At 60.5% G+C, this 25,898-nt stretch carries 14 protein-coding genes and 1 pseudogene; 13 read left to right on the top strand and 2 right to left on the bottom strand.

Annotation, left to right across the window (positions count from 1 at the left end; all coding sequences use genetic code 11):
- Window positions 1-7 precede the first annotated feature (7 nt).
- Window positions 8-1,639 (bottom strand): efflux transporter outer membrane subunit, encoded by a 1,632-nt coding sequence (locus tag Enr8_RS08995; protein WP_186767530.1) that lies wholly within the window; start codon window positions 1,637-1,639, stop codon window positions 8-10.
- Window positions 1,640-1,975: 336 nt separating this feature from the next.
- Here Enr8_RS08995 and Enr8_RS08990 point away from each other — a divergent pair, with 336 nt between their 5' ends.
- The 4 genes and pseudogenes from Enr8_RS08990 to Enr8_RS26105 form a co-directional block, all read left to right on the top strand.
- Window positions 1,976-3,220, top strand: a complete 1,245-nt coding sequence (locus tag Enr8_RS08990; RefSeq protein ID WP_146430635.1) for an efflux RND transporter periplasmic adaptor subunit — start codon at window positions 1,976-1,978, stop codon at window positions 3,218-3,220.
- Window positions 3,221-3,229: 9 nt separating this feature from the next.
- On the top strand, window positions 3,230-6,421 hold the full coding sequence (locus Enr8_RS08985; protein WP_146430633.1) for an efflux RND transporter permease subunit: 3,192 nt from the start codon (window positions 3,230-3,232) through the stop codon (window positions 6,419-6,421).
- A 160-nt stretch (window positions 6,422-6,581) separates the two neighbouring features.
- The gene (locus tag Enr8_RS08980) at window positions 6,582-6,806 is read left to right on the top strand and encodes an enolase-like domain-containing protein (RefSeq protein WP_222434826.1); all 225 of its coding nucleotides are present in this window, start codon (window positions 6,582-6,584) and stop codon (window positions 6,804-6,806) included.
- A 52-nt stretch (window positions 6,807-6,858) separates the two neighbouring features.
- Window positions 6,859-7,335 (top strand): annotated as a pseudogene (locus Enr8_RS26105) (enolase C-terminal domain-like protein); the annotation flags it as partial.
- Window positions 7,336-7,411: 76 nt separating this feature from the next.
- Here the strand turns inward: Enr8_RS26105 and Enr8_RS26100 are convergent.
- Entirely contained in the window at window positions 7,412-8,980 is a 1,569-nt protein-coding gene (locus tag Enr8_RS26100) for a hypothetical protein (protein WP_146430630.1), read from the bottom strand.
- A gap of 474 nt (window positions 8,981-9,454) precedes the next feature.
- Between Enr8_RS26100 and Enr8_RS08970 the strand changes: the two genes are divergently transcribed.
- The 9 genes from Enr8_RS08970 to Enr8_RS08930 all read left to right on the top strand — a co-directional run bounded on the left by Enr8_RS08970 (window position 9,455) and on the right by Enr8_RS08930 (window position 25,897).
- Window positions 9,455-10,144 carry a hypothetical protein gene (locus Enr8_RS08970; RefSeq protein ID WP_146430628.1) on the top strand — a complete coding sequence of 230 codons (690 nt, stop codon included), beginning with the start codon at window positions 9,455-9,457 and terminating at the stop codon, window positions 10,142-10,144.
- A 220-nt stretch (window positions 10,145-10,364) separates the two neighbouring features.
- Window positions 10,365-12,173: a vWA domain-containing protein gene (locus tag Enr8_RS08965; protein WP_146430626.1), complete on the top strand. Its 1,809-nt coding sequence runs from the start codon at window positions 10,365-10,367 to the stop codon at window positions 12,171-12,173.
- A 267-nt stretch (window positions 12,174-12,440) separates the two neighbouring features.
- Window positions 12,441-15,017: a tetratricopeptide repeat protein gene (locus Enr8_RS08960; RefSeq protein WP_146430623.1), complete on the top strand. Its 2,577-nt coding sequence runs from the start codon at window positions 12,441-12,443 to the stop codon at window positions 15,015-15,017.
- Window positions 15,014-15,856, top strand: a complete 843-nt coding sequence (locus Enr8_RS08955) for a DUF4159 domain-containing protein (RefSeq protein WP_246120012.1) — start codon at window positions 15,014-15,016, stop codon at window positions 15,854-15,856. The genes Enr8_RS08960 and Enr8_RS08955 overlap by 4 nt, the downstream gene beginning before the upstream one ends.
- 64 nt (window positions 15,857-15,920) lie before the next feature.
- Entirely contained in the window at window positions 15,921-16,934 is a 1,014-nt protein-coding gene (locus Enr8_RS08950) for an AAA family ATPase (RefSeq protein WP_146430621.1), read from the top strand.
- Window positions 16,934-17,899, top strand: coding sequence for a DUF58 domain-containing protein (locus tag Enr8_RS08945; protein WP_146430619.1), 966 nt, complete (start codon window positions 16,934-16,936; stop codon window positions 17,897-17,899). The genes Enr8_RS08950 and Enr8_RS08945 overlap by 1 nt, the downstream gene beginning before the upstream one ends.
- Window positions 17,896-19,995 (top strand): BatA domain-containing protein, encoded by a 2,100-nt coding sequence (locus Enr8_RS08940; protein ID WP_146430617.1) that lies wholly within the window; start codon window positions 17,896-17,898, stop codon window positions 19,993-19,995. The genes Enr8_RS08945 and Enr8_RS08940 overlap by 4 nt, the downstream gene beginning before the upstream one ends.
- On the top strand, window positions 19,992-23,522 hold the full coding sequence (locus Enr8_RS08935) for a DUF4175 family protein (protein ID WP_146430615.1): 3,531 nt from the start codon (window positions 19,992-19,994) through the stop codon (window positions 23,520-23,522). The genes Enr8_RS08940 and Enr8_RS08935 overlap by 4 nt, the downstream gene beginning before the upstream one ends.
- Complete coding sequence (locus Enr8_RS08930) at window positions 23,519-25,897, top strand: glutamine amidotransferase (RefSeq protein WP_146430613.1); 2,379 nt, start codon at window positions 23,519-23,521, stop codon at window positions 25,895-25,897. Before Enr8_RS08935 ends, Enr8_RS08930 begins: the two co-directional genes overlap by 4 nt.
- Window position 25,898: the final 1 nt, after the last annotated feature.

Here is a 25,898-nt window from a genome sequence, read left to right as displayed (position 1 = left end):
CGGCGGATTAGTCGTTCATCGGTTCCAGCATCAGCGGGTCGACTCGATTGTTGGGGATTTCGTCGACCGGGTTTTCGAGCACTTCGTCGATCGGAATTTCCTCCCCTGCGGGCGGTTCGATCTCTTCACCGGCCGGCTCCGGCGTCACGCCGAGCGGTTGGCCCAGGTAAGGCGAAGGCCAGCCGCCGCCGAGTGAGCGATAGATGGCGACCACACCTTGAGCGACGTTTCCTTTGGCGGTAGCGGCGGCGACTTCCTGCTGCGTCTTGGTGTTTTGGACGTTGAAGACGCGGTTGAAGTCGATTTCCTCCCCTTCGGCGTACTGCAGGGTGATCAACTCGTTCGTCTTGTCGGCCGCCTCGGCCGCTTCCAGTTGCAGACGGAGCAATTCTTGCGACTTCAAAAACTGCACAATCGCGTCTTCCGCTTCCTGATTGGCGACGAGCACCGACTGCTGGTAGACGACCAGCAGCTCCTGGAAGCGGGCCTCTTGGAACTCGATGTCACCCAAGATGCGGCCGTAGTTCAGGATATTCCAGTCAAGCGAGGGACCGACCGAACCAAACCCCGAACCGCTGCGGAACAGCTCTTTGAATTGATTCCCGCGGCGGCCGACCGTTCCCGACAGCGTAATGTGCGGGTAGAGATCGGACTCGGCGACGCCGATCAGCGCCGACTGGGCCGCGAGTTGACGTTCGGCGCGGCGAACGTCGGGCCGCTGCAGCAGCGACGCGGCCGGAATGCCGAGCGCGATTTCCGACTTGACGGTCGGGATCTTTCCGGGGCCCAGCAACTCCAGAATCTCTTCCGGCGGCATGCCGAGCAACACGCAAAGTTGGTTTTGCGATTGCCGCAGCGTCGTCTCAACCTGCGGAACGAGCGCTTCGGTCTGAACAAGGCTCGACTTGGCCTGCTGCACGTCGACTTCGCTCGACTCGCCGTTCTTGAAACGGATCTCCGTGATGTCGTAGGTCTGCCGTTGATTTTCGACGTTCAACTTGACCAGTTCCAACCGCGTCTGCAGCGTACGGATATCGATGTAGGTGGCGGCGACGTCGGCGACCAGCGTGACGACCACGTCTCCATACTCAAAGACGGCGGCGTCCAGATCGGCGTCGGCCGCTTCGACCGCGCGGCGATAACGCCCCCAGAAGTCGACTTCCCATGCCAGCCCGAACGATCCGCTCCAAGAGCTGAAGTGCCGATCGAATCCGGCCCCGGTCGTCAGGTTGTGCGAGTACGACGCTCCCAGGGCTTGCTGCTGCGGGAAGAGGCCGCCGATCGCGATCTGGCGCAGGGCGCGAGCCTGCATGATGCGAGCGCCAGCCTGCTGGACGGTCAGGTTTTGGTTGTAGGCTTCGGCGACCAGTTCGTTGAGGACCGGATCGTTGAACGACGTCGCCCACCAGTCGGCGCCTTGGACCGGGTCGTCGAGCACCCGTTTGTCGTCGGCGTCGATCCAGTCGTGCGTCACCGGGGCGCACGGCGTCTGGTAGTTCGGCCCTACCTTAAACCCGTTGGCAACCCATTGGCGGGGGCTGGTGCAACCGATGCAGAGCAACACGCCCCAAACGAGCCCCAGGCGAAGGCTGCGGAGGCCGAAAGCGATCGGTTTAGGCGGCTGGCTGACGCGTCGCATCCAGAATCTCGAAAAATCGGTAACATTCGTATCAAATCGCTTCGCTGTTACCATCGGAGAAACTGGCGCAATTCGTACAATAATTTGCATTTGGCCCGAAAAGCTCGACACCTTTACCACACCTGCGGCGTTAAAGTCTGCCTCACCGGTAAGCGAAACCACGCCGCGTCACGGCCGCCCGCACGTTTGCTGGGGCGCCCCCCCGAATTTCGGGCGGTTATTTTTTGGGGGCGAATAGAATGGAAAGAATCGGCCTCCGCCGCAGGTCTTCCTCTGGGCGTCCCCAACCCCAATCCTCGATAACAACCCGACCGACTAACCGGCTAATTTTCCTCAATGGCAAGCTCTTCCAATCGATTACTGCACTTTGCGGGCGTGATGGTTCGGCTGGCGATCCCGTGCGCGATTCTGGCCGCCGGCTGGTTCGGCTTTCAATGGTTGGCCGACAAGATAGAACGGCCGCCACAGCCAACCGCCCGCAAGGTGGCGCTTCGTTCGCGGGTCGAAGAAATGAAGACGGTCGACTACCCGGTGATCGTCAAAACGCATGCCGTCGTCCAGCCGCACAACCAGGTGACGCTCACGTCGCAGGTTTCCGGCGCCGTGGTGAAGGTCAGCCCTGCGTTTGAAGTCGGCGCCTATTTCAGCCAGGGAGACGTGCTGGTCGAAATTGATCCCCGCGATTACGAAACGGCGCTGGCGATCGCCAAGTCGGAACTCGACTCGCGGATCTCCGAACTGAAGCTCGCCAAGCTGGTCGAAGAACGCAAACTGCGGCTCGTGCAGTCGAACGCCGTTTCGCAAGGAGAAGTCGAATCGGCGTCGGCCAGCCGCGAACAAGCCGAAGCGAATGTCGCCCTGGCCGAAACGTCGGTCGAGCAGGCCGAGTTGAATCTGAGCCGCACCAAGATCGTCGCCCCATTTGACGGCCGCGTGATGACCAAACTGATCGGCCTGGGACAGATGGCAGGCTCGAACTCGCCGCTGGGGGACGTCTTTGCGATCGACTACGTCGAAGTGCGGCTCCCCATTTCTGGCGATCAGCGGAAGTATCTGCACTTGCCGGAGTTTACCGACGACGCGCCGCTTTCGGTCAAGTTGCGGGACGCCATTCACGCTTCCGGCGACACGATCTGGCAAGGGAAGATCGTCCGTACTGAGGGGGTCTTGGATCAAGACTCGCGCGATGTGTTTGCGATCGCCCGGGTCGACAATCCGTTTGGTCGTCGCACCGGCATGCCGCCGCTGCGGATCGGTCAGCCGGTGATTGCGGCTGTCGAGGGCAAAGTGCTGGAGAAGGTGATCGCGCTGCCTCGCGGGGCGGTTCGCGAGTTGGATCAGATTGTGCTGGTCAACCAGTCCGATCTGACGTTGCTGCCGATGAAGATCGAGGCGCTGTGGTCGGACGAGACGAACGTGATCGTTCCGGCGGCGGCGATTCCTGAATCGACCTGGCTGGCGACGACGCCGATGACCTTCACCCCGAAGGGCGCCAAGATCGAGATCATTCCTCCAGCCGATACGCCGATGACGGTCGCCGATTCCGCCGCGGCCGAAAACGACAAGAGCGCCGCTAACTAACGACTGCCCATGATCCGCTGGTTTGCTACAAACGGAATCGCCGCGAACTTCATGATGCTTGCGATCTTGGTCGCCGGCGGATACGTGGCGTACTATCAGATTCCGCTCGAGGTCTCGCCAGAGCGAAGCTTCGAGTCCGTCTTCATCAACATGTCGTATCGCGGCGGTACGGCCAAAGACGTTGAGCAAGCGATCCTGATTCCGATCGAAGAAGCCCTGGAAGGGGTCGAAGGGGTCCGCGACATCTTTTCGAGCGGATCGCAGGGTTCGGCCCGCATCTTTATCGACGCCGAACCAGGGACCGACCTGCGGGCCCTGCTCGACGACATCACAGCGCGGATCGACACGATCACCACCTTTCCGGATGAGACCGAGCGTCCGACGATCCAGATCCCCGACTCGTCGAACTGGTGGGAAGTGCTCAGCGTCGCGGTGACCGGGCATCTCAGTCCGCATGAACTGCGCGAGGTGGCCCGCCAGGTACAGGAAGACATTACCGCACTGCCCGGCGTCAGCCGCGCGCAGGTGCAAGGGGACAGCGAATACGAAATCGGCATCGAGGTCGACACCGAAAAGCTGCTGGCCTATGGTCTGAGCCTGCAAGATCTGACCAGCGCGATTCAGCAGTTCTCAATCGACTTGCCGGCCGGTTCAATAGAAAGCGACAGCGGCACTTTCATCGTCCGCACCCGCGGTCAGGCTTACTCGGAACAAGAGTTCTCGCAGGTGCCGATCCTTTCGACCAACGGCTCCGACATTCTGCTGGGAGAGGTGGCCCGCATCACCGACGGTTTTGAAGAAGGACAAAAAATCGTCGAGTTCAATGGGCGACCGTCGTTGTTCGTCGAAGTCCTGCGGACCGGCAAAGAGAGCGCGATCGACATCTCGGACAAGGTCCACCAGTATGTCGAAAACGCCCGCACCCGCTATCCGGAGGGGATTGAGCTATTCATCTGGGACGACGAGTCGATTGAGATCCGCGGCCGGCTTTCGACGCTGATCGAGTCGATGGTCCAAGGGGGCATCCTGGTGATGATCTTGCTGGGGCTGTTTTTGCGCCCGGGTCTCGCCTTTTGGATTGTCGCGGGCATTCCGGTTGGTTTTGCCGGCGGCGTGATGCTGATGCCCTGGTTTGGCGTGACGGCCAACGTGATGAGCCTGTTCGGTTTCATCATCGTGGTCGGGATCGTAGTCGACGACGCGATCGTGACCGGCGAAAACGTCTACTCGAAAATGAAAGAAGGGATGACCCCGCTCGAAGCCGCGGTGGAAGGAACGCACGAAGTGGCGACTCCGGTCACCTTTGGCGCGTTGACGACGATGGTCGCCTTCGTTCCGCTGATGTTCTTTGACGGCAGTTGGGGCGATTTTGCGTCGCAGGTTCCGCCGGTCGTCGCGCCGGTCCTGCTGTTCTCGCTGATCGAGTCGAAGTTGATCTTGCCGGCCCACTTAAAGCACCTCCGCCCCGTTCCGCACAACAACCCACTCACCCGCCTGCAGACGAAGATCGCCGACGGGCTCGAGTACTTTGTCGAACGCGTCTATCAGCCTTGCCTGGTCTTTGCCGTGCGACATCGCTTTTCGGTGCTGGCGACCTTCGTCGCGGGCATGTTGTTGATGGCGGGCTACTGCCTGAGCGGGCGGATGGAGTTTATCGCCTATCCGTCGGTCGAACAGCAGCGGATCTCGGCCCAGCTCGACATGCCCGACGACACGTCGCTGGAAATGACCGGCCGCTACATGACCCGGATCGAGAACGCCCTGCTGCAAGTGCAAAAGGAGTATGTCGATCCAGAAACGGGCGAGTCGCTGGTTCGGAATATCTCGAAGCTGGTCGGCGCGGCCCGCATCCATCGCGACTTCGACAAGTCGCGCGGCTCGATTTCGTTTGAGGTCTTGGCGCCATCGCTGCGTAGTGCGGACGGCCCCAAGAATAGCGACCTGGCGGCTCGCTGGAACGAACTGGTCGGCCCGATTCCGGAAGCGACCGAGTTTCGGATCCGCTCCGACTCGAGCATCAACCGCGACCGCAACGTCGACAATCAAAACCTGAACATTGAACTCCGCGGACCGATGTCGCCCGAGAAAGCGGAGGTCGCCCGGAAGATCAAAAGCCTGCTAGAGCAGTACAAAGATTTCAGCACGACCTGGGCCAACATTAACTACGGGCAAGATGAGCTGGAGCTGCGGCTCAAACCGCAGGCGGCGGAACTGGGACTGACGCAACAACTGCTGGCCCAGCAGATTCGCCAGTCGTTCTTCGGCGAAGAAGCGCAGCGGATGCAACGCGGCGTCGACAGCATCCGCGTCATGGTTCGTCTGCCGCTGGCGCAGCGAGAAACGCTGCACACGCTCGAGCGGATGCGGATTCGCACTCCGCGCGGAGCCGACGTGCCGTTGGCCACCGTCGCCGATATCGTCTTCACAAAGGCGCCCTCGTCGGTCGAACGAAAGAATGGCGCCGAGATCTTGCGTTGCGGCGCGGCGCCGGTCGACGAGTCGGTCGACATGCTTAGCATCGCCGCCGAACTTTCCCCCAAGATCACCGAGCTCTGCCAAGAGCACAACCTGACGTATCAATACGTCGGTTATGTCGCCGAGGCGGAAGACGCGCAGCGGAAGACGATCCTCGGCGCGTTGTTGCTCGCCTTTGTGCTGTACGGCCTGTTGGCGGTGGCGCTAAAGTCGCTTGGTCAGCCCTTCTTCGTGTTGCTGGCGGTTCCGTTTGCGATCATCGGCGCGTTGCTCGGGCACATCTTTATGGATATCACGCCGTCGTACCTCTCGATCTTCGGTATGTTGGCCCTGGCCGGCGTGGCGGTCAACGATACGCTGGTGATGGTCGACTACGTCAATCAAAAGCGGGCCGAAGGGTCGACTCTGCACGAGGCGGCGCTGCAAGCGGGCGCTCGTCGATTCCGCCCGATCATGCTGACCTCCATCACGACTTTCGTCGGACTGATTCCGCTGCTGACCGACAAGTCGCTGCAGGCCCAGTTCCTGATCCCGATGGCGGCGTCGCTCGCCTTTGGCGTGATGTTCGCGACGATTGTGACCCTGTTCTTGGTCCCTTGCGCCCAGATCGCGGCGCACGACACCGGCAAGGGCTTGGCGGCGCTGAAGCAGTGGTACTTCCGGCCATTTCTCGCCCAGAGGAAGCAGCCCGAGAGCGTTGGGCATGACCGCACCGAGCAGCACTAGCAGGGGCTTCCAACCATAGGAAACGTGAATTCTGGTGCTCGCGCATGCGGCACAATCTAGAGCGGTTTTCTTCAATCTTTAGCGTTCTGGCTGGTTGCGGCCCAACGGAAAACCGCTGAGCAGTAGCGACCGCTAATGAGGTCATATCGCCTGTAACGATTTGCTGGGTAAAGACCCGCTGGAGATCGAGAAACATTGGCGGTTCCTCTTCGAGCGAACGACCAACTTCGGCTCGCGCGGCGCCGAGTTGCGAGCGATCTCGGCGATTGACCTCGCGCTGTGGGACATCTTCGGCCAGTCGGTCAATCTACCGGTGTGGCAACTGCTGGGCGGCTGCGTTCAGGAGTCGATCAAGACGTACAACAGCTGCGGCGGTCCCTCGTAAGGGCGCCAAGGCCGAGTCGCAGGCAACGCATATCTGGCCGGGACATGGCCCAATGGGGAACCCAGGACCGCTGAATGACTATCTGCCTGTTGAAAAATGCCATCGTGGCATTTTTCAACCTCGCCAGGCTCAGAGCGTAGCTCTTCGCGGCTCCCAAAATAACGACTTACGTCGCTATTTTGGGATCGCATCCATGCGATCACGCAGTCCGTCGAGAAAATCAACGGACTGCTATTGGTCGATCGTCCATCGGCCGGTCGAGCTCGCGCAAGAGTTGCTAGGAGCCGGGTATAGCGGGCTGAAGACCTGGCCGCTCGATTTCGCCGCCCACAAACCGAACGGCCCGGTCTACGTCTCCGACGCCGATATCGAACAAGGCCTGGCGCCGTTTAAGGCGATTCGCGAATCGCTGGGCAATGCGATCGAGTTGATGATCGACGGCCACGGCTTTTTCCAACTGCCGGTGGCGCTGCGGATCGCGAAGAAATTGCAGCAATACGACATCCTGTGGGCCGAGGATCTGATTCGGGTCGATTCGATCGATACGGTCGCCGACTTCCGCCACAAAGCCGGCATTCCGCTCGCCGTCGCAATCGACGATGCCGCTATTGGCCCAGTTGCAGAATCAGGTCGTCGTCAAAGAGACGGCCGGCGTCGTTTTGCCGGTTGGTCCCCCAGCAGATCAGCTCAGCGTGTTGATCATCCTTGCGGACGTACTCGAACGGCTTTTGCGAGTGGGAATCGTTGGGGATCGACGCCAAAATCTCGGGCGACAGATCGGCGAGCGCCGCGGGATAGTAGCCGCGGCGACGGTGGAACTCTTCCAGCGCCAAGCCGACGCTGACAAAATCACGGCGGACGCGCCCGCGGCGGTCGGTGCAGAGACGCTGCCAGATGTTGGTTCGCAGCGCCAAGGCGACCGCCTCGCCGATCCAGCGGCTGCCGGCGGCGTGATCGGCCTGGAGCGCTTCGAGCAACGTCGTCTCGTCGGCGTCGGTTCGCTTCCGCCATTGATCCAGCTCTTCGTTGAGACGCTCGATCTCCTCGTTCTGCCGTTTGCTGTCGGACATCAATAAGGTAGAGACCGTTTCGTCCTGAACTTCGTTGGCTCGCTTCTGGGCCAGGTTCCAATCAATCTTGGCGTCGCGCAGCGCTTTCAACTGCTCGGCATGTTTAGCCGGCGTCCAGTCGAAGAAGGCATACAGCGCTTCATCATGTTGCGCCATCGCTTCAATCTCTTGCCGCACAATCAACCGTTCGCCAACATCGGCGGCAGTTTCCGCCGCGGCGATCGACGACAGGTCTTGAATCGCTTTCTGCAACTGCCTGGCTTGATCGGCGGTCAACTTGCCGCTCGCTAACATTGCCCATTCGGCCTGAAACGCATACGCGTCGGTCCAGTGCGCCTTGGCGAGCGAAACGTCCAGCGGCGACCCCTTGGCCAGCAAATTCGCCAACCGGTGACAGGCGATCAGGTCGCTGACCGCGCCGTCAAACTCTCCTTCCGCCATCCGGTGCGTCGCGCGAATCGCCAGGCATTGTCCCAGGTAAGGGATACGCCGTTCGATCGCGTACGACGCGCCAAGCAGCGTCGGCGGCTTCTCGATCGTCAGGATCGGGGCGTAGTACTCCGGCAATTTGGAAATGCGAACCAGTTCATCCAGCGCCGCTTCGTTGGCGGCCAGGTACTGAGCGAGTTCCGGAGAATCCTTACTTTGCCAATGCGCACCGTTCGCCGCCCGAAACTGCTTCGTCAGTCGCGTCAAAAGCGCTTGACGCTGTTGCCCATCTTGCGGCGCAGCCCTCGCAATAAAGCTTTCAAAATAAACGAACCGCGGCGGCGCCTGGCCGAGCGATTCGACCCCCAGCATCGCCAATGATTGCTCCTTCAGACCCGGGTCGAACACGCCGTCGCCCAACAATCGCACCAGATGGACGGCGGCGTTATCGACGGGGTCGACGCCAGCGCTCATTCGCTCGTTCAGATCACGCGCGGCGCCTTGCAGGTCGTCAGGCATCTGCGGCGTGGTCAACTGCAAGTCGCTGCTGGCCACCTGGTCGCTTTCGCCGGGCTCGGCGGCCCGACATTCGTAGACCGGCCCCAGGGCCAATCCCAGCAACATCACGGTCAGGAAAGCTGGCAAGGGGAAGCGGCGATTAGCGAAATGGCTCATGGCAGGACAGCAGCTAAAGAGGAATTGGCAAGTAAGGAAGACGAAGAGGTTTCCGTCGGGCTGTGTCAAATTTCGAACAGTGCTTTGGTAGGCGCAAATTCAGGTTTCATTGTAACCGACGGCGCCTATCGTAGGACCGGAAAAGGGAGCGACCGCGTGTCGAAATTTTCGTCGTCCGGCGCGTTTTTTCCGACATCGTGCGATAAAATCGCCGCTTCGACAATCGAAGCCGCAAGCAAGAAAAAGTACCTTTTTCACAAGGTCAAAACCGTAAAGAAACGGTGGAGAAGTCCCTGCAATGTGACGCGAAGTGCGATTCGGCATCGACTTTGCATCTACGATCCTCCTCCTTATGGAGGTGTCATGTACGCGATTCAAAACAATACTCAAGAGAGCCGAAGCAAGAGAGAAACGGCAACGCGGGAAAGATCGTGGTTGGCGGCAGGTCCTTATTGGTTGTGGCTAGTGAACGCAATGTCGCTGCTCGTCCTAGGCGGCTGGATCCTGCTCGAAGCCGATGGCGGCGCCAGCTGGAACGCGCTGGTCGCTTGGCGAATGGCTGATCCGGCAGGGGAGATGTCGCATGCCGGCGCCGCGAGAGCTTCGCCGAACGCTTGCTTCCTGATGGCCTGGCTGCTGTCTGTTGGTGGGCTGAGCCTGGCGATTGCCTGGGGAACCATCCTCGTTGGACCTCGCGGCTATCGAAATCTGCGCTGTTGGCTGGCGACGATCACTTTGACCGGTGCGTGGCTCGGCTTTTTCGTCAATGTGCAGGAGCTCGTTTGGAGCGGTTATCGGTATCGCCTGCAGACGGCGCTACCGCACTGCATGACGGCGACTGGCCGTCTTCAAGCCGACTGGCCTCGTCGCGATGGCGAGCGGGAACCGTGGGGCCCATACATGGCCTACCCCATCGCCCGGCCCACCATGCTAATGCTGATGACAACTCCGGAGATCTCGCCGGGCATTCGCGCCAGTTCAATCGAACGTTCGCACGCCGGAGGCGTTCGACTAGAGTTAGCCGGCGAAGAACAGGGGGTTTGGTTGGAATGGCATCCGCCGGGAGAATTGCCCGACTCCTTTCTCGGTGGACTCGAAGATCCGCATACGCTACGGCGCTGGTCAGCTCTAGGAGATGGCTGGTTTGTCGTCAAATACCAGTAGCTCAGCGGCAGATCCTGTTATCTGAACCAGCCAAGGGTCCGAAATTTATGGTTGCCCGGTTTGGTTGGGCGTCAGAAATTTCTCGTTCGATCTCGCAGATTCATGCCAGGCGCCGTTCCTCACAACATGTCGAAAAACGCGCATTTTGTCCCGTTCGCGGTTAAGCTGAATAGATGCGCTTGCCGCGCAAAATGCTGAATGTTTCCTCCGAAAGTGAAGAATGCGCCGACCCGCTGCTCTGTCTCCCGACCAGCCTGAAACCGCTTCTCCGCAGCGAAACGGTCGGCGAGCGCTACGTCAACATCGGCCGCTGCTGATTTCGGTCGTGATCCATGGTATGGCGATTCTCTTGCTCGCCCTGCTGGCGGTCCCAGCCGCTCGCGAGGTCGGCAACGTAGCGCTGCTGATGGAAGAACGGCAGATCTTGCCATTGGAGTCGTTTGACCCACCGGAGCAAAGCTGGGTGCTGGAGCTGCCCGCAGCCCAGGCCGAAGTCGAGGCGCTAGTCCCATCCGATTCGCCGCCGTCATCGCTGACGTCGCCTCAGTTGGAAAATCTGCTTGTAGAAACCACTGCTGCATCATCTGTTTCCGCTTCTCCCGTCACGGCAACCGCCGCCAGCGGAACGTCGCAGCAACTGGGGCGCGGTTCCGGCCATATTTCAGTCGGCAACTATGACGATGCGATGGATCAAATCACGCTCGAGCTGATTCGGCTGCTGCAGGGAGGCGAAGTCGTCGTTGTCTGGCTGTTTGATCAGTCGAGTAGCATGCAAGATGATCGGGCGATGATTGGCGCTCGGATTGGTCGCGTCTATCAAGAACTAGCCAAATCGGGTTTTGCCGAAAGAGACGCCCTGACGACCGGCATCGCCAGTTACAGCGGCGACTATGCCCAGCATACCGCCAACCCGACTAGCAAGCTGAGCAAGATCTACGGCGCCATCGAAGCGGTCCCGGTCGATTCGATCGGCAAAGAGCTGACCTGCCAGGCGGTTAACGAGGCGATCACGCGGCACCGGCGGTACGTCGAAAAGACCGAGCGGCAGTTCGCCCTGATTGTCGTTACCGACGAAAGCGGCGATCCGGAAGACAATCGCCGTTACCTGGAAGAGGCGATTGACTCGGCCAAAGCGCTCGACTGCCACGTCTATTTCTTGGGGCGAGAAGCGCTGTTCGGCTATCCTTTCGCGCACACCGTTTCTCGCGATCCCCAAACCGGCGGAACTCTCGTTTCCACCTACGACCGTGGTCCCGAAACGGCGTTTGTCGAACAGCTGCAGACCGATGGCTTCGCCGCGCGCAGTGAGACGCTGCTGAGCGGCTTTGGCCCGTACGAGCAAGTTCGCCTGACCCGCGAAACCGGCGGGCTCTTTTTCATGATGCCCGACGACAAGCGATACGGCGGCTATGATCCTGCGGAAATGGAGCGTTATCAACCCGACTGGCGATCGCGCGCCGAAATCGCCGAAAAGGTAGAGGGCGACCCGCTTCAGCTTTGCCTGTCGCAAGTGATCCAGGAACTAAATCCGTACCAGTCCGCTGCCGTCAATTCGACCGTGATCCGGCAAACGTTTTCCAGCGATCCGGCAACCTTGCCGAGCGAGATCCTGCAAGAGCAGGCCAAGATGCGGGCCTACATCAACTACTTCAACCAAGCGATTCAAACGCTCGAAGCGGCCAGGCCGCTCCGTAACGCTTCCCACAGCGTTCGCCAGCAAGCCAACTACGACCTGATTCTCGCCCAGCTGCGGACCTATCGAATTCGCGCCGCCGAGTTTCACGATCTTCTCGCGATAGCGCTGCAAATGGGACCTGCCGCAGCGCCAGCGGCGCCGATCCGCGGTTGGAAAATCGTGATGCAGCCGCAACTTGTCTCGGCCGAAAAACATGCGACCGAGATCGCGCTGGCTCGCAGCAGTTTAGAGCATATCGCCGCCGAGCGTCCCGGTACGCCGTGGGCCAGAAGTGCACAGGCGGAACTTGACCGTGGCTTTGGCGTCGGCCTTCAGCCGGTTCTTGGCCCGTAAGTTTCTCGAATCTCGGCCTCCCATCGATAGAGGTAGTTTCGGCCGTTCTGTGAACCAGTTCGCCGAACGGGCGCAGCAATGCCAACTATCTTCCGCAATGCCTCGAAGGTTATGGCGAAAATTCCTTGTCTATTGCCAATCTCGCCTTCTACAATGGCGAAATCTCGCGCGGGCGTGAAATGAATCGAGAAGGAGTCGGTTTTGGTTGCATTGCGGAATCGTCGCATACGGATACGCGCTTTTCTGGGTCAGTCGTCTTTCTGGACGATGGTGGTAGTCGGAGTCTTGTTTGCCGGTCGGACGGCTGCTGCAGAAACCCTTGCCGAAGCGCGAGAACTCTTCCGCACCGGGCAGTACGAAGAATGCGTCACCGCCGCGACGGCTGAAATCGAGGATGGAACCTACTCCGAAGAGTGGCGACTGCTTCGCTTGCACAGCCAACTAAGGCTGGGCCGTTACGCCGATGCTCTGACGGCGCTCGAAGAAGCGAAGAAGGTCAACACCTACAGCCTGCGTCTCCGGTGGTTGGAACGCGACGTTCGCCGCTTTAACGGCGAATCCGCCAAAGCGAAGGAAGTGTTGGCCGAGATCGCCGCCGAGGTAGAGCGCTTGAGCGCCCGCTATCGCTCGCCTGAAGACATGGTAGTGGTCGGCAAGTTCTTCCTGGAAATCGGCGCCGATCCCAAACAGATTCGGACCAATTTATTCAAGCAGATTCAGCAGCGTGCTCCTGGCTTCTCCGGCGGTTTCATAGTCGCTGGAGAACTTGCCCTCGCCAAAAACGACTATGCGCTGGCTGCCGAAGATTTCCAGGCGGCGATCAAAATCGATTCCGACAATCCTCAAGTACTCTACGGCTTGGCCCGCGCTTTTGAGTCGAGCGACTCGGAGAAAGCGGAAGGGTATTTGTCCAAGGCGCTCGAGATCAATCCGAACTACATTCCCGGCCTCTTGATGTTGGCCGAATCGCATCTGCACACCGAACGATTCGACGAGTGCGAGAAGCTGCTGCAGAAAATCTTGTCGATCAATCCAGCCGAACCGAAGGCCTGGGCGATTCGCGCCGTGATCGCTCATCTGCAAAGTGACGAAGCGGCGGAGAAAAAGGCCCGTAGCGAAGCGCTGAAACACTGGACCGACAACCCCGAAGTTGATTTCCTGATTGGGAAGTACCTGGCGCGGTCCTACCGGTTTGCCGAAGGCGCCGCGGCGCAGCGCCGGGCGCTGGACTTCGATTCGTCCTATCTTCCGGCCAAGATGGAGCTGGCCAACGACTTGCTCCGCCTAGGCAATGAAGAGGAAGGCTGGAAACTGGCCGAAGAGGTATTCGACGCCGATAACTACAACGTTGTCGCCCATAACCTGGCGACGCTGCACGATCACATGTCGAAATACCGCACGCTGACCAGCGCTGGTTTCGTGGTGCGAATGGACGCCCAAGAGGCGCAAATTTACGGGCCGCGCGTGCTGGAATTGTTGGCCGAAGCGAAGCAGGGCTTGTGCGAGAAGTACGACGTCGAACTGCCAGAGACGGTTGCCGTTGAGATCTTCCCTCGGCAACAAGACTTTGCGATTCGCACCTTTGGCCTGCCTGGCGGGGCTGGCTTTTTGGGGGTTTGCTTTGGCAGCGTCGTGACGATGAATTCGCCCGCATCGCAGGGAAGTACTCCTTCCAACTGGGAAGCGGTGTTGTGGCATGAGTTCTGCCATGTCGTCACGCTGACCAAGACCCACAACAAGATGCCCCGTTGGCTAAGCGAAGGGATCTCGGTCTACGAAGAACGGCTCCGTGATCCGGCCTGGGGACAATCGATGTCGGTTCGGTACCGCGAGATGATCCTGGGCGACGATCTGACCCCGGTTAGCGAATTAAGCGGCGCGTTCCTGCGTCCCAAGAGCCCACAGCACTTGATGTTCGCTTACTACGAGTCGTCGCTGGTTGTCGAATTTCTGGTCGACAAGTTTGGGGTCGAGACGCTCCGGGCGATTCTCGACGATCTCCGCAAAGGACTATTGATCAACGACGCGATCACCCGCCACGCCGGGCCGGTCGAAACGTTCGACGCCGAGTTCGAGAAATATATCCGCGCCCAGGCTAACTCGTTTGCCGATGGCGCTGATTTCGTCGAGGAAGAGCTGCCGTCGGGAGGCGACTTGGCCGCTTGGGAAAGATGGCTCGCTGATCATCCTGATAGCTTCTCTGGGCTAAGCGGCTATGCCCGGGCGCTGATCACTGAGGAGAAGTGGAAAGAAGCGCAAGCGCCGGTTGATCGCCTGATCGAACTTGCCCCCGATTACGTCGGCGAGGGGAGCGGGCTACCAATGAAAGTGAGAATTTCTCGCGAGTTGGGCGAAACCGAGCAGGAACTATCCGTGTTAGAGAAGTGGGCCAAGTTGAGCGCCGATGCGCTACCGGTCTATCGTCGCCTGGCCGATTTGCATGGCGAGCAGGAAAACTGGGATCAGGTCGCGATCAATGCCCGGCGAATGCTGGCCGTCAATCCGCTGCAGCCGGAGCCCCATCGGCTGTTGGCGACCGCCGGAGAAAAATCAGGAGATCGCGACGCTGCGATTGAAGGGCTGACGATCCTCACGCAAATGGATCCGTTCGACCCGGCCGACGTCCACTATCGGGCGGCGCGACTGCTGCACGAAGCGGGACGAGACGAAGAGGCCCGCAAGCAGGTGTTGCTCGCCCTCGCCGAAGCTCCCCGCTATCGCGACGCCCACCAGTTGCTGCTAACGCTGATCCAGCCGGCCGAAACGCTGCCCGAGGAAGAAGCGGCCGATAGCAAGGAAGAACCGATGCCCGCCAAGCCGCAACCGGAGGAGGCGCAAGAGTGAATTGGAATCGAACCACCATCCGCATCGTCGTCGCGATGGTCGTCTTTGCCGTCCTGGGCGGCATTGCGCTGGCGCAGTTTAGCGGCGGCAACGGCTTCTTCAATCGTCGCGGTCGCGGTTATCGTAGAGCGCCGGAACAAGGCGTCCGCAACGATTGGGAAATCGACGAACGCTTCCAGCACGACGCCTTCCGCTTTGCCCGGGTCAAATACAGTTCGTATGGCGGCTGGGGCAACAAGTGGGCGGTCGACTTTCCGGAAAGCGATCTAAATTTGCCGCATCGCCTGCGCGAGTTGACGTCGATAGAAGTTCATCCCGAGAGCGTAATCGTCGAGCTGACCGACGAAAATCTGTCGGACTATCCGTTCCTGTACATGGTCGAACCGGGCGACATGTATCTGTCCGACGAAGAAGTCGCTGGGCTGCGGCGATACCTTTTGAACGGCGGCTTCCTGATGGTCGACGACTTTTGGGGAGAGCAGGAGTACGCCAACTTTTACGAGAACATCAAGCGGGTCTTTCCCGATCGCGAACCGGAAGAGCTGCCGCTGGAGCATGAAATCTTTCATTTGGTTTACGACCTGCAGGAAAAGCCGATGATCGTCAGCATCGGCTCTTGGATGCGCGGCCGACTGAGCGAGCGTCCCGATGCGAAAGAGCCGCACTACAAGGGAATCTTCGACGATCAGGGCCGCATGATGGCGATCATCTGCCACAACACCGACCTGGGGGACGGCTGGGAGGAAGAAGGGGTCGATCCGACCTACTTCAAAGAGTACTCCGAGCGGTTCGCCTATCCTCTCGGAATCAACATTATCACCTACGCGATGACGCACTGAGCGAAACGTTCGTTTCCGAGCCTGCGTCCTCCTCGATTGACCTCAGCGAGAAAGTCCACGTATCGTGAGTACCGAAACCGACCAGTACGCCGCTGAAGAAGCTGCGGTGGAACAAATTCGCGCCGCGCGCGAGCAGATTTTCTCTGAACTCTCCAAAGCGGTCATCGGCCAGCAAGAGGTAATCGAGCAGTTGCTCCTTTGCCTGTTCGCCGGCGGGCATTGTTTGATCACCGGGGCGCCCGGGTTGGCGAAGACGCTGCTGGTCAACTCGATCTCGCAGATCTTCGACCTGGAGTTCCGTCGCATTCAGTTTACGCCTGACTTGATGCCGGCCGACATCACCGGCACCGAGATCCTGGAAGAGACGCACGACGGTAAACGGAAGCTGCAGTTCGCCAAAGGGCCGATCTTCGCCAACGTGATTCTCGCCGACGAAATCAACCGCACGCCTCCCAAGACGCAAGCCGCGCTCCTGGAAGCGATGCAAGAGCATCAAGTGACCGCCGCCGGCGTTCGCTATCCGCTCGAGAAGCCGTTCTTCGTGCTGGCGACGCAAAACCCGATTGAGATGGAAGGAACCTACCCGCTGCCGGAAGCGCAGCTCGACCGGTTCATGTTTAACATCTGGATGGACTATCTGCCGGAAGATGACGAGGTGGCGGTCGTTAGCCAAACCACCTCGCGCAGCAACCAGCCGATCCAATCACTCTTCTCCGGCGAAGACGTCCTCCGCTTTCATCAGGTGGTCAAAAAGGCGCCGATCGCCGAGAACCTGGTTCGCTACGCCGTCCGCCTGGCCGACGCATCACGTCCAGGACGTCCGTCGACGCCCGACTTCGTCAATCAGTGGGTCACCTGGGGCGCGGGTCTACGGGCGGCGCAGTACCTGGTGTTGGGCGCCAAAGCGCGGGCTCTGCTGCAGGGCCGCCCGCATGTGGTCGCCGACGACGTCAAGGCGCTGGCCCACGTCACGCTGCGGCATCGCATCTTGGTCGGCTATCGGGCCGAGGCGGAAGGAATCACCGTCGAAAAGGTAGTCGATCAGCTGTTGAAGACGATCGCGGTTCCGGGGGCGTAATGAGCAGTGCCGCCAACAGATCGACTGGCCATCCACGGCAAGGCGCCTCGCTGATCGACCCCGGTTCGCTGATGCGCATCAAGAACCTGGAACTGCGTGCCCGCGCGATCGTCGAGGGGTTCCTGTCGGGACTGCATCGCTCGCCATACCATGGTTTTTCGGTCGAATTCACCGAGTACCGGCAATACTCGCCCGGCGATGACCCGCGGTTCCTGGACTGGAAACTGTATGGTCGTTCGGATCGCTACTTTATCAAGTGCTTTGAGGACGAAACCAATCTTCGTTGTCATCTGCTGGTCGACCTGAGCCGCTCGATGAACTTTGGCACGGTCGGTTACAACAAAGCGGAATACGCCAAGACCGCCGCCGCCACGGTCGCTTACTTTTTGCAGCAACAACGCGACGCCGTCGGACTGCTGACGTTTGACGACGCGATTGTCGATGTGATCCCGCCCCGGTTTCGGACCGGTCATATCCATCACATCATGATGAGTCTCGAGCGAGCCCCAGCCGGCACAGGAACCGACATCGAAAAGCCGCTGGAGCAGATCGCCGCTACGGTCGCCAAGCGGGGCGTCGTCGTGTTGATCTCAGACCTGTTAACGCCGATTGGCGCACTGCAGAAGAACCTCAGCTACCTGCGAGCCCGCGGCCATGAGGTGGTTATCCTGCGGGTACTTGATCCGCGGGAAGTCGACTTTCGCTTTGATCAGGCGGCGATGTTCCACGACATCGAATCGGGACGCGACATCTACGTTGATCCGAGTGAAGCCCGCGAGCAATACCTCGCCTCGTTCGGGGAACATGCCGACAGCCTGCAAACGATCTGCAATCAATTGGGGATCGAACTGCACACGATTACGATCGAGCGGCCGCTGGAGTTGATGCTGTTTAACCTGTTGACCGAACGAATGAGTCGCGGCGCGAAAGTGCGGCAGCGCGGTTCGGCGGGAGGCGCAGTATGAGCTTTCTGACCGGCGCCTTCCTGTTTGGCGCTTTGGCGATTGCGGCTCCGCTGCTGTTTCATCTGATTCGGCGGACGCCGAAGGCTCGCTACGAATTCAGTTCGCTGATGTTTCTGAAGCCGTCGCCCCCCAAATTGACGCGGCGGAGCCGGCTTGATCAGTGGTTGCTGCTTCTCTTGCGTGCGTTGGCGATCTTGCTGCTGGCGTTCGCCTTCATGCGTCCCTATCTGCGTACCGAGGCGGAGTTGTCCCTCAACGACGCGCCCCAGCGGCACATCGCGATTCTGATCGATCGCAGCGCCAGCATGCGGCGCGGCGATCTGTGGGACAACGCGGTCGCCAAGGTCGAAGAGGCGCTCGATGGGCTGGAGTCGACCGACTTAGTTTCGCTGTTCGCCTACGATGAAAAACTGGAGATGCTGATTACCCCCGAAACGGCCGGCGGCGTCGATCGAGCTGAACGTCGCGAACTGGTTCGAGAGCAACTACAATCCCTGAAGCCGACCTGGGGCGCCAGCGACTTGGGCGGGGCGCTGTTGGGCGTCGCTGAACGACTGCAGTCAGCCGACGACATGCAACAAACCCATGCGGCGCTGCAAATCCTGCTGGTCAGCGACTTGCAGGCAGGCTCACAGCTCGACGCCTTGCAAATGAGCGAATGGCCTGAATCGGTTCGCGTTGACGTTCGCTCGGTGGCGCCCGAAGAGGTTGGTAACGCCCGCGTCCGGTTAGTCGCCGCGGCCGAGAGCGATGTCGATCAGGCGCCGCGAGTCCGCGTCCGCAACGCGGCCGGATCGAGCGTCGAGCAGTTTGAAGTCGTTTGGAGCGACGGCCAGACCGACCAGTCGCGCGCGGTCTCGTTCTATGTTCCCCCGGGCGAAAGCCTGGTGCTGGAGGTGCCTGTCGAACCGGGAGGTTTGGCCCCTGACCGCGTTCAGCTGCGCGGCGACAGTTCCGGCATGGACTTTGACGACACCTACTACCAGGTTCCCGCCATCCAAGAGCAGATTAAGCTCGCCTACTTTGGGGACGACGCCGCTAGCGATCCGGAGCAGATGCTCTTCTATTTGACTCGCGCCTTTGACGAGACCCCTGCCCGCAAGGTCGATATCGAATCGATCGCCGGCGACGAGATGCCCAACTGGGAATTTGACGCCAAGCCCCGCTTTGCCGTGATCGCCGATTCGCTCTCCGCCGCGCAGCAAACCGGTATCGACCGCTATTTGGAAGCAGGGGGCGACGCGCTCGTCGTGCTTCGCAATGACGAAATGGTAGGCCAGCTTGGCTCTTGGCTCGGCGGCGTCACCTCGGCCAGCGCCCAACCAAAGGCGAGCGGCCCGCAGTCGTACGCGTTGCTGGGTACGATCGACTTTCAACATCCGCTGTTGGCCCCGTTCGCTGGGGCCCGTTACAACGACTTCACCAAAATCCGCTTTTGGCGACATCGCCGGGTCGACCTCGACAAGGACGATGGCGCAGTCGTGATTGCCCGGTTTACCGACAACTCTCCGGCGCTCTGGTCGATCGCACGTGGCGAGGGGACGCTGTACGTGATAAGCTCTGGCTGGAATCGTGACGATAGCCAATTGGCGCTGTCGACCAAGTTCATCCCACTGCTGTCGCGCTGGCTGGAGCTAGCGACCCGCGATGGTCTGGCCGAGCAGTCGTACGTGGTGAATCAACCGGCGCCGCTTCCCGTCGCAAGCGAAGAGCGCATCGTCACAACGCCTGACGGTAAGCCAATCAAAGTGGCGGCCGAGGAAACGACCTTCACCGCCACGTCCGTTCCCGGCATCTACACCCTGACCGACGGGACCCAGGCGATGAAATTTGCGGTGAACGTCGCCGACGCCGAAAGCGAGGTCGAGCCGCTCGATCTTGGTCAACTTGAACAATTTCGCGTTCCCCTGGGCGTCGCTCCTTCGCAAGCGGCGCAGTTGGATCAAATGCGGCAGCTGCGCGATGCGGAGCTGGAAAGCCGCCAAAAAATCTGGAAGTGGTTGGTCGTCGCCGTGTTGGGTCTGTTAGGACTCGAAACGCTCTTGGGCGCCTTCCGCAGTCGTCAACCAGTTCAGGTCGCAGGAGACCTCGCATGATGGATCGCCAGCTCAGTCGACATCTTCAAATCGTCGCGGCCCGGGTGCGCAGCTATCGCATCTGGAGCGGCGTTGCGATCGCGCTGCTCGCGGTCGCCGCACTACTCGGCTTGACGTACCTGGTCAGCTCGTCGTACGGCGTCGCCGTTGAAGGCGCGGTTCCGTTCGCCTTGCTGCTGGCGCTGTTCGGGTCGCTGATCGCGTTTGCCGCCGGCGCGCGGTCGGGTCGCAACGTACGCCGTTTGGCGCACCAGATCGAGACTCGCTTTCCGCAGCTTGACTCGACCTTGCTGACCGCCATCGAGCAGAACCCAACGGCCAAGGTCGCCGGGCTCGGCTACTTGCAGCGGTCGGTTGTGAACCTGGCCCTGGACCATGCCCGCACCCATGATTGGCGGCAAGTCGTCTCGCCGGCCCAGATGGGACTGGCCCGGCTGCTGGCCTTTTGCGGCTTCGCCCTTTTGGCGACGGCGGCCCTGGCGCTCCATTTCCGCAACACCGACCTGCTTGCCAAGCGCCCCGACGCCGAGCTGCAGTTTGGCGACGTCGTTCTTAGCGGCGCCGCCTATCAGGCCGAGATCGAGCCTGGCGATGCTGAGGTCGAGCGCGGTTCGAGCCTGCTGGTGCTTGCCCGCTTCAAAGATCGTTTACCACCCGAGGCGACGCTGCTCTATTCCAACGAGAGCGGCGAAGAGCATACCGCCAAGATGTCGCAATCGCTCGACGATCCGCTCTTTGGCGGGCGGATCGCCGCGGTCAACGAATCGGTCAATTATCGGGTTGCGTTTGGCGACCAGATCTCCGACGAGTACCAGGTCACCGTTTTTGAGTATCCCGAACTGCTGCGGGCCGACGCCAAGCTCGTCTTCCCCAGTTACACCGGCCAGGAAGAAAAGCTGGTGCAAGATACCCGCCGCGTTTCGGCGGTCGAAGGGACGAAGCTCACGTTCTTCTGTCACGTTAATAAGCCGCTCGCCTCCGCCACGCTGGTCGAAACGACCCAAGAAGGAGAAGAGACGGTCGATCTGGTCGCCGACGACGATAATCCGCTTACCTACGTCGCCACAATCAAGATGGAGCGGTCGCGACAGCTGACGCTTCGCCTGACCGACGACGCTGGCCGGACCGACCAGCATCCGGCCGAGTTTCGTATCGTCATGATCGCCAACCAGCCGCCTGACATTAAACTAGCCCAGCCCACCCGCGACATCGAGGTTTCGCCGATCGAAGAGGTCGACCTGGTCGCTTCGGCGTGGGACGACTTTGGCTTGAAGCGAGTCGGCATCAGCTATTCGATCCCGGACGAGCTTGACCGCGAAGTTTCGCTGGGCGAAGAGTTCCCGACGAAAGAACGCATTCAGGCCGAACATCTGCTGGCGTTTGAAGAACTCGAAGCCGAGCCCGATCAGCTGCTCGCATGGCACTTCTGGGCGGAAGATATCGGTCCCGATGGTGAGATTCGCCGCACGTCGAGCGACCTCTTCTTCGCCGAGGTTCGTCCGTTTGAAGAGATCTTCCGTCAAGGCGAGCAGCCGGCCGACGGTTCGCAACAACAGCAACAGCAACAGCAGGGGGGGCAAAACGCCGAGCAGGCCGAAGAACTCGCCGAACTGCAAAAGCAGATTATCAACGCCACCTGGAAGCTGATTCGCCGCGAAACCCGCAGCCAGCCGACCTCGCAGTTCGCCCCCGACATCCAACTGTTGGTCGAATCGCAACAGGCGGCGCTCGCCCAGGCCGCAGAACTGGAACAAGATCTGCAGGATCCACAGTCGATCGAGCATCTACAGCGGGTCAAACAAGCGATGCAACAGGCGATCTCGACCCTGGAAGCTTCCGCCGCCGGACCATCCATCCCCGAATTTCAGCCCGCCCTTGGCTTTGAACAGGCCGCCTACCAAAACTTGCTCCGGCTGCGAGCCCGCGAGCACGAAGTGGTCGAGTCGAACCAATCCCAGCAGCAATCGAGCCAATCGTCGCAGTCGCAAAACAGCCGTTCGCAACAACAGCTGCAGCAGTTGCAACTTCGTGAAGATGAGAACCGCTATGCCGACGAGCAGCAGGCTCAGACCGAACAACAGCAGGAGGCTCGGGAAGATCGACAAGTGCTGAATCGCTTGCGTGAGCTGGCGCAGCGGCAGAACGATCTGAACGAGCGAATCAAGGAGCAGCAAGGCGCCCTCGAAGCGGCCGAGACCGAACAAGAGCGGGCCGAGGCCGAGCGCCAGCTGAAGCGACTGCGCGAAGAACAGGAAGAGATCCTCCGCGATACCGAGGAACTGCAGCAGCGGATGGAAGAGCCCGAGAACCAAGAGCGAATGGCCGAGCAACGCCAGCAACTGGAAGAGGCCCGGGAGAACATCCGCCAATCGGCCGAAGCGCTGCAGGAGCAAATGGTCACCCAGGCCGCCAGCGCCGGAACCCGGGCTCAAAGCGATCTGAACGATCTGCAGAACGAGTTCCAAGAGCGCTCGGCCAGCCAGTTTGAAGAGCAAGTTCGGCAGATGCGCAACGAAGCGCAAGAGCTAGTCCAAAAAGAGCAGGAACTGGCCGAACAGCTGCAGCGGTTGCAGAGCGGCGACGGCGGCGACGAGAACTCCCTGCGCGACGCCGGCGATCGCGAGCAGACCCAGGCCGAAATCGCCGAGCAGCGTCAGCGGCTCGAGCGGCTGATGGATCAAATGCGGGAAACGATCGAAGAGGCGGAGGCGTCGCAGCCGCTGCTGGCCGAGACGCTGTACGAATCGATTCGCAACACCCGCCGCGCCGATCCCGAGCAGGCGCTGGAGGCGGCCGAGTCGTCGCTGCGGCGCGGCTTCGTCGAAGACGCCGTTCGGCAAGAGTCGCAAGCCCGCCCGAGCGTCGATCAACTCGCCGAAGGAATCGAGCAAGCGGCCGACCAGATTCTGGGAAACGAAACGGAGACGCTCCGCCGCGCTCTGGGCGAATTACAGCAACTGAACGAAGATCTGGAAGGCGAACTCGCCCGCGCCGAAGGCCGAGATCCCAATCCGCAGCAGCAACCGGGTCAGCAACCGGGTCAGCAACCGGGTCAGCAACCGGGTCAGCAACCGGGGCAACAACCGGGGCAACAACCGGGGCAACAAGGTGGCCAGCATGGCGGTGGGCAAGCTGACATAGCCGGTGGACTGCAGCAGTTTCTGGAAGGGGGCGGGTTCCAGCCAACGTCGCCGTTTGGCGGCGATGACTTTGTCGATTGGTCAGACCGACTGCGCGATGTCGAGGAGATCGTCGATGATCCTGAGCTTCGTGCCGAGGCGGCCCGTATTCGCGAAGCTGCTCGTGAGATTCGCCGCGAGATCCGCGGTACCTCGGCCGAGCCGCAGTGGGACATCATTCAACGAAAGGTGGCCAAGCCGCTGTCGAATCTACAGAACCGCGTAGCCGAAGAGTTGCTGAAACGAACCTCGGACGACGCCCGCACGCCGATCGACAAAGATCCGGTCCCCGCCCAGTATGAGAATGCCGTTCGTCGCTATTACGAACGGCTGGGGAGCAGCGAATGAGCGACTGGCTCGGCGGACAATTTTGGTTCGAGTGGCCCAACGTCTGGGCCGATCGCGGCTGGATCGTGCCGGCCTGCGTGATTGGCGGTCTATTTTTGCTGCTGATCTTGTGGGCCTACAGCGCGGCGAAGGCGCCGTTTTGGCTGAAGGCGACTTGCGCACTGCTGAAGACAGCCGCGGTGTTGCTATTGGCGGCAATCCTGGTCGAGCCGATGCGAAGCGAGTCGAAACCGGTCCCCGGCGCCAACTTGTTTGCCGTCGTCGCCGATCGCTCGCAAAGCCTGCAGGTTGCCGACCGGGGCGAATCGACGACGCGCGCCGAGAAGCTGAAAGCGGAGCTGGACCGGAGCGCACCTTGGCAAATTCGACTCGGTCAAGAGTTCGACATCCGCCGTTACGAGTTCGATCGCCAACTGGCGCCGGTGGCCGACTTCGATCAGTTTGCCGCTGACGGCGAAGAATCGGCGCTGGTGACCTCGCTGACGAGCGTCGCCCAGCGGTACGAAGATCGTCCCCTGGCTGGCGTTCTCGTCTTTACCGACGGCAACGCGACCGACTTTTCCGACGCCAACATCGACTGGAGCCAATCCCCGCCGATTTTTCCGGTGATTGTCGGCAGCGATAGGACGGCGGCCGACATTGGCGTCCGCCGCGTCACCGCCAGCCAAACCAATTTTGAGGCCGCGCCAGTCACGTTGACCGCCGAGCTGGAAGGAACCGGATTCGCCGGCCAAGCGATTACCGTGCAATTGCTGGACCAGCAGGGAGAGGAGCTGCAAACGCAGACCGTGACCGACGTCCGCGACGGCCAGCTCTTTTCGGTTCGATTTCAAGTCAAACCGACCGAGCGAGGCGTTTTGTTCTATCAGGTTCGGGCGTTCGCCAAAGGCGCCGAGAAAACCCTCGACGACCCAGCCAGCAGCAGCGAAGCGACCTTGCTAAACAATCAGCGCTTTGCCGTCATCGATCGAGGGCAGGGGCCTTATAAGGTGCTGTACGTTTCAGGGCGACCGAACTGGGAATTCAAGTTCCTCCAGCGTTCGCTGGCCGGTGATGACGAAGTCGAGCTGGACGCCCTGGTCCGCATCGCCAAGCGGGAGCCGAAGTTTCAGTTTCGCGATAAAGACTCCAACGCCAATCGCATCTTCACCAATTCTGACGACGCGCAGAAAGAACAGGTCGAGCAATACGACGAGGCGGTCCTGCTGCGAATTGGTAAGCTGGAGCCCGGCGAACTGTCAGGCGGCTTCCCCAAGTCGGCCGACGAGCTTTTCGAATACCACGCCCTGATCCTGGACGACCTAGAGGCCGACTTCTTCACCCAAGACCAGAAATCGCTGATTCAAGATTTCGTCAGTCTCCGCGGCGGGGGCTTCCTGATGCTGGGCGGGATGGAGTCGTTCGCTGAAGGGGACTTTCATCGGACGCCAATCGGCGAACTCTTGCCGGTTTACCTCTCCAGCGTCCAACCCGCGCCGCAGCAGGAAGAGTTCGGCCTGCAGATGACGCGCGAAGGTCTGCTGGAACCATGGATCCGCGTCCGGGCGACCGAACAAGAGGAACAAGATCGTTTTGCCGAGATGCCCCGGCTACGGTCGCTCAACTCGGTCGGCGCCCTCAAACCAGGCGCAACGCAACTGTTGGCCGCGCCGCTGGACGATGGGCAGACCCGCCCAGTGCTGGTAACGCAGCGATTTGGCAAAGGGCGGGCTGGCGCGATGTTGCTGGGCGATTTGTGGCGGTGGAAACTGCACCAGCAGACGACCGACAACGAGGATCTCGAGAAGGCGTGGCGGCAGACCATTCGGTGGTTGGTCGGCGACGTCCCCCAGCGAGTCAAGGTGGAAGCGGTTCGCAAACGACAAAATGGCGCCCGACCGATCGAAATCACCGTCGCCGTGAACGATGAAAACTTCAAGCCGTTCGACAACGCCGACGTCACCATCGAAATCAGCACGCCGGAGGAAGAAACCTTGACCCTGACCGCGCAGCCCAAAGACGCCGTCTCGGGTCAATACGCGTCGACCTATGTCCCCCGCACTCCTGGCGCCTATCGCGCACAGGTCACCGCTTACAATCCCGACGGCAGCGAGATTCAACAAATCGAAACAGGCTGGGTCGCCGAACCGGCCGGCGAAGAGTTCGCCACGCTAAAGCCGAATCGCGATTTTCTGGAAATGATCGCCGCCAAGTCGGGCGGAGAGGTCGTTTCGCTCGATCGACTCGACGCGTTCGTCAGCACGCTTCCCGGCCGAGAGATTCCAATCGTTGAGCCGAAGATCCATTCGGTCTGGCACACGTGGGGCGTTTTCCTATTGGCGGTCGGGTTGCTCGTGGGCGAATGGGGCCTAAGACGCTGGAAAGGATTGGCCTGAT

It is taken from the genome of Blastopirellula retiformator (assembly GCF_007859755.1).
GTDB classification, from domain to species: Bacteria; Planctomycetota; Planctomycetia; order Pirellulales; family Pirellulaceae; genus Blastopirellula; species Blastopirellula retiformator.
This window is presented reverse-complemented; position numbering and strand designations above follow the sequence as displayed.